The organism is Blastococcus sp. TF02A-35, assembly GCF_004571075.1.
GTDB lineage: Bacteria > Actinomycetota > Actinomycetes > Mycobacteriales > Geodermatophilaceae > Blastococcus.
This window is the reverse complement of sequence record NZ_SPQP01000067.1, coordinates 1-11,829: the sequence shown is the minus strand read 5'-3', so window position 1 is coordinate 11,829 and position 11,829 is coordinate 1. Positions and strand designations below refer to the sequence as shown.

Genomic DNA, 11,829 nt, shown 5'->3' with positions numbered 1-11,829 from the left:
TCCCGAGGCGGAGCGGCGGGGACCATCCCTCGCCCGTGGGGGCGCCGCGCCGGGCATCGGTCGATGAACATGGCCGCCTCCACCGAGTGGCGGCGTCGGGCCCCGACCCCAGCACCAGGAGGAGAACTGGAGGATTTCGGAAGCCATCGGTGGTCGGCTGTCACCAATCGCGTCCAAATGGCGCCTTCTCCCGTAACGGCGCACAGCCCACCCCGAGTCCCTGGAGCCAGCCATGTCCGACCACCCCGCCCGCGAACCCAAGCTGCTCACCATCACGGAGGCCGCCGAACTCCTCCGCGCTCCCGTCGCCACCCTCCGGTACTGGCGCCACCTGGGTATCGGACCGCGCAGCTTCCGCCTCGGCCGCCGCGTTCTCTACCGCTCCGACGAGCTCCGTAACTGGGTCGATGCCCAGCACGGCCAAGCCGCCCCCGCCTCGGACACCCGGCGGTGACCAGGCTGATCCACCGCGCGAGCCGCCGTCCACAGATTGCGCCGCGCCAAGCGAAGGACCAGGGGTTCGACGGCAAGCTCTCCCCCGGGACGATCGCGTCGGTCGTGCAGCCCTCGTAGGCCATGGCCGGGGCTTGAAGAAGGGCGGGTGATCCAGGATGGCCTCGATCGCGAGGCGGCCTGATGGCACGTACCGGCCGCGGTACCGCGACGCGCAGGGAAAGGAGCACGCCCGCCACTTCAAGCGGAAGGTCGACGCCCAGCGTTGGCTCGACGAGGTCACTGCGGCCGTGCAGACCGGCACCTACGTCGACCCGACGCGGGCCAGGACGACCGTGGGTGAGCTGGCGGGCGTGTGGCTCGCCGGGAAGATCAACCTCAAGCCCACAAGTCGGGCCCGCTACGCCGACGTCCTCAAAACCCATGTCCTGCCGCGCTGGGGGAACGTCGCGCTGATCCGGGTGACCCACGGCGACGTGCAGGCCTGGCTGTCCGAGCTCTCCGACCGGGGCCTGGCCGGGGCCTCGGTCCGCAAGGCGCAGGGCGTCCTGTCCGGCATCCTCGGCCTCGCGGTGCGCGACCGGCGCCTGGCGGTCAACCCCGCGCTCGGCGTGGCCCTGCCGCCGATGCAGGAGAAGCGCCGCCGGTACCTGACCGCCGAACAGCTCGAGGCGCTCGCCGACGCCGCCGGGCCCGGCCGGGTCGCCGTGCTGGTGCTCGGCTACTGCGGGCTGCGCTGGTCGGAGCTGGCGGCGCTGCGAGTGCGGCACTTCGACCTGCTGCGCCGGCGGCTCCTGGTCGAGGAGGCCGTCACCGAGGTCGACGGCTCCCGCCTGGTGTGGGGCACCCCCAAGACCCACGGCCGCCGCTCGGTGCCGCTGCCGCGGTTCCTCGTCGACGAACTCGCCCGGACGGTGGTGACCCGTCCCGCGGACGAGCTGGCATTCCCCTCGCCGCAGGGTGCGGTGCTGCGCAACCGGAACGCCCGGTCGGCCTGGTTCGACGCCGCCGCCCGGGCCATCGGCGAGCCCGGACTCACGCCGCACGAACTCCGGCACACCGCAGCCTCGCTGGCGATCAAGGCCGGCGCCAACGTCAAGGCGGTGCAGCGGATGCTCGGGCACGCCTCGGCGGCCATGACCCTGGACCGCTACACCGACCTGTTCGACGACGACCTGGACGACGTGGCCGACCGGCTGGACGCCCTGCGGGCCGCATCCCGCGGACGAGTTGCGGACTTTTTGCGGACTGAGACCCCTTCGGACGGGTCTCCCGAGGCCCCGACGGAGGTGAATCCGCAGGTCAGAGGAGTGGAGACGAGGGGAATCGAACCCCTAACCCCCGCCTTGCAAAGGCGGTGCTCTGCCAATTGAGCTACGTCCCCGGGAACGGCCCCGAGGGGCCGCGGTTCAGCGGGTGGGCGTGCTGACGGCCCCCGGCCCGCTGGTGGCCTCGTGCCAGAGGTCGGCCTCGCCCTTGGCCGCGGTCCGCTTGCGGACGGCCGCGAGCGCACCGGCCGCGAGGGCGGCGAACGCCAGCTTCTTCAGCACGCGGAGAACCTCCTCGAGCGCTTCGCCCGCCGTGGGACGGCGACCGGAGAGGCGCGGAGCCGTGGGGCCCCGGCACACGGGTGGGCCTGGGAGGACTTGAACCTCCGGCCTCATCCTTATCAGGGATGCGCTCTAACCGCCTGAGCTACAGGCCCGTGAACCTCGACCAGCGTACCTGCCGCGATCAGCGGGCCCGCAGGGGGGTCCCCGTCAGTCGCGCTCGGAGAGCGTGACCTCCAGGCCGCCGACCAGGTCGGCGAAGAGGTTGTAGATGTAGGTGCCCACGGTGCACAGCGCGGTCAGCAGGACCACGTTGATCGCGCCGATGACGGCGGCACCCCAGGCGACCACGCCGATGGTGAAGACGTCGCCGTTGCCGCCGGGCTCCGAGGTGCCCAGCTGCCCGATCAGGCCGTTGAGGGTGTCGAAGACCCCGAGGCCGTTGAGCACGCCGTAGAGGATCGCGACGGCGACCATCCAGATGAAGAAGAGCGCGATCGACAGCATCAGCGACATCTTCAGCGCCGACCAGGTGTCGATGTGGCGCAGCTGCAGGCGGGCCCGGCGGGGGCCGCGGCCGACCGTCTTCGCGCCCGGGCGGGTCGTGCCGGAGGGGGCGGCCGCGCCGGCGGCGGAGCCACCGGCCGGGGTGCCGCCGGCGGCTGACCCGGTGGGGACGGCGGGCGTCTCGCCGGTCAGCGGCTGCGGGACCAGCGGGACCGAGCCGGTGCCGGGCGCCACCGCCCGCTGGGCGCCGGTCGCGGGCACGGACTGCGTGGCCGACGCCGGCGCCGGTCCGGTGGTCGCGGGACCGGCCTCGTCCCGGGAGTCGGTGCGCACCGAACCCTGCGTCCGGTCGCTCATGCCAGTCTCCCGTTCCGCAGCGGCCATACCGCTCCCTCAGTGCCGGGTCCCGCGGCGGCCGCAGCCGCCGCGGGACACGTCTCGTGCGTGACTAGCTGCTCACACTAGGCCGCGGGCTCGTCGTTGTCCGTCGTACGCGCGATCGCCACGATCGACACGTCCTCAGGCAAGTTCATGAGCTTGACACCCATGGTGGCGCGGTCCTTGTTGTGCCGCACGCCGTTCACCGGCGTCCGGATCACGCCGCCACCGGAGGTGATGGCGTAGAGCTCGTCGCCGAGCTGGACGGCGAGGGCGCCCACGAGGTTGCCCTTGCGCGCCTTCGGGTCGGCGGTGAGCACGCCCTTGCCGCCACGGCCCTGCGCCGGGTAGTTCTCGATGCCGGTCCGCTTCGCGAAGCCGCGCTCGGTGGCCACCAGGACGTCCACGCCCTCCTCGACGACCATCATCGACAGCAGCGCGTCGTCGTCGGACAGCGAGATGCCCCGGACGCCCTCGGTGGCCCGCCCCATCGGCCGCAGCGCGGCGTCGTCGGCCTTGAACCGGATCGACATCGCCTTCTTGGTGACCAGCAGCAGGTCCTGCTCCGAGCTGATCAGCGCCGCGCCGACCAGCTCGTCGCCGTCGCGCAGGTTGATCGCGATGACGCCGCCCTGGCGGGGGGAGTCGAAGTCGGTGAGCCGGGTCTTCTTGACCTGGCCCTTCGAGGTCGCGAGCACCAGGTACGGCGCGACGCCGTAGTCCTTGATCTGCATGACCTGGGCGATCTTCTCGTCCGGCTGGAAGGCCAGGATGTTCGCCACGTGCTGGCCGCGTGCGGTGCGGTTGGCCTCGGGGAGCTCGTAGGCCTTGGCCCGGTAGACCCGGCCCTTGTTCGTGAAGAACAGGATCCAGTCGTGGGTGGACCCCACGAAGAAGTGGTCGACGATGTCGTCCTGCTTGAGCTGGGCGCCCATCACGCCCTTGCCGCCGCGGCGCTGCGACCGGTAGAGGTCGCTCTTGGTCCGCTTGGCGTACCCGGTGCGGGTGATGGTGACGACGACCTCCTCCTCCGCGATGAGGTCCTCCATCGAGACGTCGCCCTCGTTGGCGACGAACTGCGTGCGGCGGTCGTCGCCGTACTTCTCGACGATCTCCTGGAGCTCGTCCCGGACGATCTGCCGCTGGCGCGCCGGCGAGTCGAGGATCGCCTGCAGGTCGCGGATGCGGGCCTCGATCTCGGCCAGCTCGTCCATGATCCGCTGCCGCTCGAGGGCGGCCAGGCGGCGCAGCTGCAGGTCGAGGATCGCCGTCGCCTGGATCTCGTCGACGTCGAGCAGCTCCATCAGGCCCGTCCGGGCCTCGTCGGCCGAGGGGCTGCGACGGATGAGCGCGATGACGTCGTCCAGGTGGTCCAGCGCCTTGGCGTAGCCGCGCAGGATGTGCGCCCGCTCCTCGGCCTTGCGCAGCCGGTACCGGGTGCGCCGCTGGATGACCTCGATCTGGTGGTTGACCCAGTTGCGCACCAGCTCGTCCAGGCGCAGCGTCCGCGGGACGCCGTCGACGATGGAGAGCATGTTGCAGCCGAAGGAGGTCTGCAGCTGGGTGTGCTTGTAGAGGTTGTTCAGCACGACCTTGGCCACGGCGTCGCGGCGCAGCGTGATGACCAGCCGGCGGCCGACGCGGTCGGAGGACTCGTCGGCGATCTCGCTGATGCCCTGGAGCCGGCCCTCCTTGACCAGCTCGGCGATGTTCTCGGCGAGGTTGTCCGGGTTGACCTGGTACGGCAGCTCGGTGACGACCAGCTGCACCCGGCCCTTCGCGTCCTCCTCGACGGTGACGACGGCGCGCATGCGCACCGAGCCGCGGCCGGTGCGGTAGGCGTCCTCGATGCCCTCGCGGCCGACGATCAGGCCGTGGGTGGGGAAGTCCGGGCCCTTGATCCGCTCCATGCACGCGGTGAGGGCCTCCTCGGCCTCCGCGTCGGGGTTGTCGAGTATCCAGTAGGCGGCCTCGGCGACCTCGCGGAGGTTGTGCGGGGGCATGTTGGTGGCCATGCCGACCGCGATGCCGGCCGAGCCGTTGATCAGCAGGTTCGGGATGCGCGCGGGGAGCACGACCGGCTCCTGGGTGCGGCCGTCGTAGTTGCCCTGGAAGTCGACGGTCTCCTCGTCGATCCCGGCCAGCATCTCCATGGCCAGCGGCGTCAGGCGGCACTCGGTGTACCGCATGGCGGCGGCCGGGTCGTTGCCCGGGGAGCCGAAGTTGCCCTGCCCGTCGATGAGCGGGTAGCGCATCGACCACGGCTGGGCCAGGCGGACGAGGGCGTCGTAGATCGCCGAGTCGCCGTGGGGGTGGTAGTTACCCATGACCTCGGCGACCGGTCGGGCGCACTTGACGTAGCCGCGGTCGGGGCGGAAGCCCTGGTCGTACATCGCGAACAGCACGCGGCGGTGCACCGGCTTGAGGCCGTCGCGGACCTCGGGCAGCGCGCGGCCCACGATGACGCTCATCGCGTAGTCGATGTAGCTGCGCTGCATCTCCTGCTGGAGGTCGACCGCTTCGACGCGGTCGCGGAAGGGTGTTTCCGTCACGGTTCAGGTCTCCACAGGTCGGTGCACAGGAGTGGACAGAAGTTCGAAATGGGGTTCGGCGCCCCGGCCCCCTCGCAGGGCCCGCGCCGAGCGAAGCGGGGCGTGGGGGGCGAGGGGCCCTCCCTCAGACGTCGAGGAAGCGGACGTCCTTGGCGTTGCGGGTGATGAAGCTGCGGCGGGCCTCGACGTCCTCGCCCATCAGGATGCTGAAGATCTCGTCGGCGGCCGCCGCGTCCTCCAGCGTGACCTGGCGGAGGATGCGGGTCTCGGGGTTCATCGTGGTCTCCCACAGCTCGCTGGCGTTCATCTCGCCGAGACCCTTGAACCGCTGGATCATCTCGTCCTTGATCTTGCGGCCGCTCTCGACGCCGGCCTTGACGACGGCGTCGCGCTCGCGGTCGCTGTAGGCGTACTCGTCGCCGTGCTTGGCGCCCCACTTGATCTTGTACAGCGGGGGCTTGGCCAGGTAGACGTACTGCCCCTCGACCAGCGGGCGCATGAAGCGGAAGAGCAGCGTCAGCAGCAGCGTGCTGATGTGCTGACCGTCGACGTCGGCGTCGGCCATGAGGACGATCTTGTGGTACCGCAGCTTCGAGATGTCGAACTCGTCGTGGATGCCGGTGCCGAAGGCGGTGATCATCGACTGGACCTCGGTGTTCTTCAGCACCCGGTCGATGCGCGCCTTCTCGACGTTGATGATCTTGCCGCGGATGGGCAGGATCGCCTGGTACATCGAGTCGCGGCCGGACTTGGCCGAGCCGCCGGCCGAGTCGCCCTCGACGATGTAGACCTCGGAGTTGCGCGGGTCGGTCGAGCGGCAGTCGGCGAGCTTGCCGGGCAGGCCGCTCACCGAGAGCAGGCTCTTGCGCGCCAGCTTGCGCGCGTCCTGCGCGGCGCGACGGGCGCGGGCGGCCGAGGCGGCCTTGGTGATGATGGTCTTGGCCTCGGTCGGGTTGGCCTCGAACCAGTGCCCGATCTGCTCGTTGCAGATCTTCTGGACGAAGCCCTTGACCTCGGTGTTGCCGAGCTTGGTCTTGGTCTGGCCCTCGAACTGCGGGTCGCCCAGCTTCACCGAGATGATCGCCGCGAGGCCCTCCCGGATGTCGTCGCCGGTGAGCTTCTCGTCCTTCTCCTTGAGCAGCTTCTTCTCGACGGCGTACCGGTTGACGATCGAGGTCAGCGCCGCGCGGAAGCCCTCCTCGTGCGTGCCGCCCTCGTGGGTGTTGATCACGTTGGCGAAGGTGTGCACCGACTCCGAGTAGGCGTCGGACCACTGCATCGCGATGTCCACGGACATGGCCATGTCGTTCTTGCCGGTGCCCTCGGCGGAGAAGCCGATGACCGACTTGTGGATCGCCGTCCGCCGGCGGTTGATGTGGGAGACGTAGTCGACCAGGCCGCCGTCGTAGCGGTAGGTGACCTCGGTGGGCTCGAACGCCTCGTCCTCGGCGTCGGTCGGCACGGCGGCCTCGGCGAGCGAGTCCTCGCCCACGCCGGTCTCGGCCTTGGCGTGGCCGGGGCGCTCGTCGCGCAGCACCATCGTCAGCCCGGCGTTCAGGAAGGCCATCTCCTGGAGCCGGCGGTTGATGGTGTCGAAGGAGTAGGTCGTCGTCTCGAAGATGCCGCCGTCGGCCCAGAAGGTGATCTGGCTGCCGCGCTTGTCCGTCGGGCCGACCTCCTCCAGGGGACCGGGCTTGGCCTCGGTGTACTCCTGGTGCCACTCCTTGCCGCGGGTCCAGATGCGGACGTCGAGCTTGGTGGAGAGGGCGTTGACGACGGTGACGCCGACGCCGTGCAGACCGCCGGAGACGCCGTAGCTCTTGCCGTCGAACTTCCCGCCCGCGTGCAGGACGGTCATGATCACCTCGACGGTGGGCCGCTTCTCGACCGGGTGGAGGTCCACCGGGATGCCGCGGCCGTTGTCCTCGACCCGGACCCCGCCGTCGGCGAGCAGGGTGACCTTGACCGTGTCGCAGTAGCCGGCCAGCGCCTCGTCGACGGCGTTGTCCACGACCTCCCACACCATGTGGTGCAGGCCGCGCTCGCCGGTGGAGCCGATGTACATGCCGGGGCGCTTCCGGACCGCCTCGAGACCCTCGAGGACGGTGATGGAGCTACCCGAGTAGTCGGACTCGGTCTGGGGTGCTGCGACCACGTGGGGCCTTCCTCTCGAGCATCCGGCGACCTCTCGCCCCCGACACGGGACAGGGGGCGGAACGGCGCAGAAGGGCGCTGAGCCGGATGCTGACGGTTTCCGTCGTCCACGATACCGCGAGGTCCGACAGGAATGGCGCCGTCCACGCCCTCACGCCGTGTCTGCGCCGCTCGCGGGAGCTCCGCCACCATGGATGTTGCCCCCCGGGTCGACACGCCGTCCTCGGCCCGGTGGGCGGCTCCCGGCGGCGGGCGCCGCCCCGGCGGGAACCGCAGACTCGGGCCATGGCCGCTCCCCACCCCGCCCCCGACCCGTCGCCGACCGGCCCCCTCACCTGCCTGGTGACCGGCGCGACGGGCTACGTCGGGGGGCGGCTGGTGCCCGAGCTGCTCGCCGCCGGGCACCGCGTGCGGGTCATGACCCGGAGCCCGGAGCGGCTGCGCGACCACCCGTGGTCCGGTGACGTCGAGGTCGCCCGCGCCGACGCGGGGGACCCCGAGGCGGTGGCCGCCGCCTGCGCCGGGGTCGACGTCGCCTACTACCTGGTCCACGCCCTCGGGACCGGGCCGTCGTTCGAGGAGACCGACCGGCGCACCGCCCGGGTCGTGGCCGACGCCGCGCGCACGGCCGGGGTGGGACGGCTGGTCTACCTCGGCGGGCTGGAGCCGGAGGACGAGGAGCTCTCGCCGCACCTGCGGTCCCGGGCCGAGGTGGCCGCGATCCTGCTGGCCTCCGGCGTGCCGACCGTCGTGCTCCGCGCCGCGGTCGTCCTGGGCTCGGGGTCGGCGTCGTTCGAGATGCTGCGGTACCTCACCGAGCGGCTGCCGGTCATGGTCACGCCCCGCTGGGTGCACAGCCGGATCCAGCCGATCGCCATCCGCGACGTGCTGCGGTACCTGGTCGCCTGCGCGCGGCTGCCCGCCGACGTGCACCGGTGCTTCGACATCGGCGGCCCGGACGTCATGAGCTACGCCGAGATGATGCAGCGCTACGCGCGGGTGGCCGAGCTGCCCCGGCGGCGCATCGTGCCGGTGCCGCTGTTCAGCCCGTCGCTGTCCAGCCACTGGGTCGGCCTGATCACGCCGGTGCCGGCGGGGATCGCCCGGCCGCTGGTCGAGTCCCTGCGCAACACCGTCGTCTGCGCCGAGCACGACATCGCCCGCTACGTGCCGGACCCGCCTGAAGGGCTGCTCGGCTTCGACGAGGCGGTGCGGCTGGCGGTCCAGCGGGTGAAGGACTCCGCCGTGACGACCCGGTGGGCGACGGCGTCGGTGCCCGGCGCGCCCTCGGACCCGCTGCCGACCGACCCCGACTGGGCCGGCGGGAGCCTGTACGTCGACGAGCGGGAGCAGGCCACGACAGCGCCGGCGGACCGGCTGTGGCGGGTCGTGGAGGGCATCGGCGGGGAGCGCGGCTGGTACTCGTGGCCGCTGGCCTGGCGGGTGCGCGGGTGGCTGGACCGCGCGGTCGGCGGCGTCGGCCTCCGGCGGGGACGGCGGGACCCGGACCGGCTCTACGTCGGGGACGCGCTGGACTTCTGGCGGGTCGAGGAGCGCGAGGAGGGCCGGCTGCTCCGGCTGCGCGCGGAGATGCGGGTGCCCGGCCTCGCCTGGCTGGAGTTCCACGTGGAACACCGGCCCGAGGGCGGGGTGACGCTGCGCCAGCGGGCCACCTTCGCCCCCCGCGGCCTGGCCGGGCACGCCTACTGGTGGGCGGTGGCGGTCTTCCACGGGTTCGTCTTCGGCGGGATGCTGCGCGGGATCGTGCGCGCCGCCGAGCAGCCCGGCTGAGCGGACGCCTCAGACCAGCAGCTGGGCGGAGGCGAGCTCCCGGTAGAGCGGGTTGCCGTCCACCAGCTCGTCGTGCGTCCCCTGCCCGACGACCCGCCCGCCGTCGAGGACGACGATCGCGTCGCTGTCGCGCACGGTGGACAGGCGGTGGGCCACCACGAGCAGCGCCCGGTCGGCCGACGCGGCGACGAGGGTGTCCCGCAGCAGCCCCTCGTTCCGCGCGTCCAGGCTGGCGGTCGGCTCGTCGAGCAGCAGCAGCGCCGGGCGGGTCAGCAGCGACCGGGCGATGGCCAGCCGCTGGCGCTCCCCGCCGGAGAGCAGCACCCCGTCGTCGCCGACCGGGACGTCCAGGCCGCGCGGCGAGCGCTGCACGACCCCGGTGAGGCCGACGTCGGCGAGCACCGACCACAGCTCGTCGTCGCTGCTGTCCGGCGCGGCCAGCAGCAGGTTGTCGCGGATCGTCCCGGCCAGGACCGGCGCCTCCTGCTCGACGTAGCCGACCCGGGCGCGCACCGCGGCCCGCGGCAGGTCGCGGACGTCCGTGCCTGCCCACCGGATCGACCCACCGGAGAGCGGGTAGAAGCCCTCGACCAGCGCGAGGACGGTGGACTTCCCCGCGCCGGAGGGCCCGACCAGCGCGACCCGGCCCCCCGCCGGGACGCTCAGCGACACCCCGCGCAGCACCGGGGTGCCGTCCGGGTAGCCGAACGAGACGTCGTCGAGCTCGAGCAGGGGGGTCACGGCCCCGGCCGCCGGCTCCCGGGGGACGGCGAGGGCCCCGCCGCGCTCGGGCCGCTCGTCGTCCTCGGGCGCGAGCCGCAGGATCTCCTGGATCCGGGCCAGCGCGCCCAGGCCGCTCTGCACCTCGGTCCAGGCGTGCACGAACCGGCCCAGCGGCATGACCAGCAGGAACAGGTAGAGGATGAAGGCGACGAGGTCGGCGACCCCGATCGACCCCGCCGCCACCCGGTAGCCGCCCAGCCCCAGCACGGCCAGGAACGCGCCCTGCACGGCGATGGAGCTGGCCGGCGAGACGAGCGCCTGCAGCCGCGCCACCTGCACCCCGGCCGCGTAGGAGCGGCCCGCGGTGTCCCAGACCGCGGCGACCTCCCGGGCCGTCGCGCCGCTGGCCCGGATGGTGCGCACCGCCGACAGCGCCCGTTCCAGGGCGGCGGTCATCGCCCCGACCGCCTCCTGCGCCTGCCGGGACAGCCGGCGGATGCCGCGGGAGACGCTGACCGCCACGGCCATCCCGGTGCCGACGGCGAGCACGGTGACCAGCAGCAGCCAGACGTCGACCAGCGCCATCGCGACCAGCGCGCCGACGGCGACGACCACCGATCCGGCGATCTCGACGATGCCGGAGGTCACGGTGGCGCGCAGCAGGGTCGTGTCCGAGCCGACCCGGGACATCAGGTCGCCGGTGCGCCGCCGGTCGTACTCGGCGACGGGGAGGCGCAGCAGCCGGTCGGCCAGCGTGCGCCGGGTGGTGAGCACCACGCCCTCGCCCGTGCGCTGGAGCAGGAACTGCTGGGCCGCCCCGAGCACGGCCCCCGCCACCAGCACTGCCACGAGGGCGGAGACGGCACCGAGCACCGAGCGCCCGGCGCCGACCCCCTCGATCACCCGCGCCACCAGCGCCGGCTGCGCCAGGGCCGCGGCGGCACCGACCAGGGAGAGGGCGGCCGCCAGCCCGATCGCCCGCCGGTGGGGACGCAGCAGCGGCAGCAGGTCCCGCACCCGGGCGGTCGGCGGCGGCGCCTCGGCGCTCACCTCGCCCCGGTCAGCGCTCGCCGCCGGCCAGGACCCCGACGACCGCGGTGAGGAGCCGCGCGTGGTGCTCCAGCAGCTGCGGTCGGTGCCCGTCCGGGCGGACGGCGGCCACGTGCCCGGCGCCGGACCAGAACTCGTCGCCGTCGTCGGTGCCCAGGAGCAGGGCGTGCACCGAGGGGTCCTGCGCCAGCCGGTGCAGCCGCGGGTCGTCCTCGCCCGCGAGCAGCAGCCAGCGGGCGTCGAAGGCCGGGTCGCCGGACTGCAGCGGCACCATCCCGCCGGTGCGGTGCCGCCAGAACCGGGCCGGGCTGAGGCGGAAGACGGGCAGCCGGTCCAGCATCGGCGCCGCCGTGACCGCGAACTCCGGGACGACGTAGCGCCCCGAGGCGTAGACGACGTCGAACGCCACCAGCTCGATCCCACCGGCGCGGCCGCGCAGCACGTTGCCCGCCCGGTGGTCCTTGGTCGCGCGCACCGGGGAGCTGGCGATCAGGTCCGCCAGCACGGCGTCCTGCGGTGCGGTGCCGTCGCTGACGGTCCAGCCCTGCTGGAGCGCCCAGCCCTGGGCGCCCACCAGGTCGCCCTGGTAGGCGAAGACCTCGTCGGCGGCGCGCCGGGCCCGGCTGCCCTGCCGCCGCTCCGGTCGCCAGCCCCCGCCGGGCGCCGGCTGA

General features: G+C 72.9%; 8 protein-coding genes, 2 tRNA genes and 1 pseudogene. 3 read left to right on the top strand and 8 right to left on the bottom strand.

Annotated elements, in window-relative coordinates:
• Positions 1-232: 232 nt before the first annotated feature.
• Together E4P43_RS19200 and E4P43_RS19195 are read left to right on the top strand one after the other, a co-directional pair.
• Entirely contained in the window at positions 233-454 is a 222-nt protein-coding gene (locus E4P43_RS19200) for a helix-turn-helix domain-containing protein (protein WP_135147118.1), read from the top strand.
• 157 nt (positions 455-611) lie between these two features.
• Positions 612-1,610 (top strand): annotated as a pseudogene (locus E4P43_RS19195) (site-specific integrase); the annotation flags it as partial.
• A gap of 154 nt (positions 1,611-1,764) precedes the next feature.
• Here the strand turns inward: E4P43_RS19195 and E4P43_RS19190 are convergent.
• The 6 genes from E4P43_RS19190 to gyrB all read right to left on the bottom strand — a co-directional run bounded on the left by E4P43_RS19190 (position 1,765) and on the right by gyrB (position 7,595).
• A tRNA-Ala gene (locus E4P43_RS19190) sits at positions 1,765-1,837 on the bottom strand.
• Between the two features lie 25 nt (positions 1,838-1,862).
• Positions 1,863-2,003, bottom strand: coding sequence for a DLW-39 family protein (locus E4P43_RS20095; protein ID WP_167759255.1), 141 nt, complete (start codon positions 2,001-2,003; stop codon positions 1,863-1,865).
• An 81-nt stretch (positions 2,004-2,084) separates the two neighbouring features.
• Positions 2,085-2,158, bottom strand: a tRNA-Ile gene (locus E4P43_RS19185).
• 55 nt (positions 2,159-2,213) lie between these two features.
• Entirely contained in the window at positions 2,214-2,867 is a 654-nt protein-coding gene (locus E4P43_RS19180) for a DUF3566 domain-containing protein (RefSeq protein WP_135147117.1), read from the bottom strand.
• A 104-nt stretch (positions 2,868-2,971) separates the two neighbouring features.
• Positions 2,972-5,440, bottom strand: coding sequence for a DNA gyrase subunit A (gyrA, locus tag E4P43_RS19175; RefSeq protein WP_135147116.1), 2,469 nt, complete (start codon positions 5,438-5,440; stop codon positions 2,972-2,974).
• A 124-nt stretch (positions 5,441-5,564) separates the two neighbouring features.
• On the bottom strand, positions 5,565-7,595 hold the full coding sequence (gene gyrB, locus E4P43_RS19170; protein ID WP_135147115.1) for a DNA topoisomerase (ATP-hydrolyzing) subunit B: 2,031 nt from the start codon (positions 7,593-7,595) through the stop codon (positions 5,565-5,567).
• Positions 7,596-7,879: 284 nt separating this feature from the next.
• Between gyrB and E4P43_RS19165 the strand changes: the two genes are divergently transcribed.
• Entirely contained in the window at positions 7,880-9,385 is a 1,506-nt protein-coding gene (locus E4P43_RS19165) for an SDR family oxidoreductase (RefSeq protein WP_135147114.1), read from the top strand.
• A 9-nt stretch (positions 9,386-9,394) separates the two neighbouring features.
• Here the strand turns inward: E4P43_RS19165 and E4P43_RS19160 are convergent, their stop codons facing one another.
• Complete coding sequence (locus E4P43_RS19160; RefSeq protein WP_209313975.1) at positions 9,395-11,158, bottom strand: ABC transporter ATP-binding protein; 1,764 nt, start codon at positions 11,156-11,158, stop codon at positions 9,395-9,397.
• 10 nt (positions 11,159-11,168) lie between these two features.
• Positions 11,169-11,829: hypothetical protein (locus tag E4P43_RS19155; protein WP_245159267.1), on the bottom strand; the 661-nt coding region annotated here is incomplete at its 5' end.

What these genes read in the sequence shown, in the direction of transcription:
- E4P43_RS19200 (WP_135147118.1), top strand. Translation starts at nt 233, where the DNA reads ATGTCCGACCACCCCGCCCGCGAACCCAAGCTGCTCACCATCACGGAG.
- E4P43_RS19180 (WP_135147117.1), bottom strand. Translation starts at nt 2,867, where the DNA reads ATGAGCGACCGGACGCAGGGTTCGGTGCGCACCGACTCCCGGGACGAG.
- E4P43_RS19165 (WP_135147114.1), top strand. Translation starts at nt 7,880, where the DNA reads ATGGCCGCTCCCCACCCCGCCCCCGACCCGTCGCCGACCGGCCCCCTC.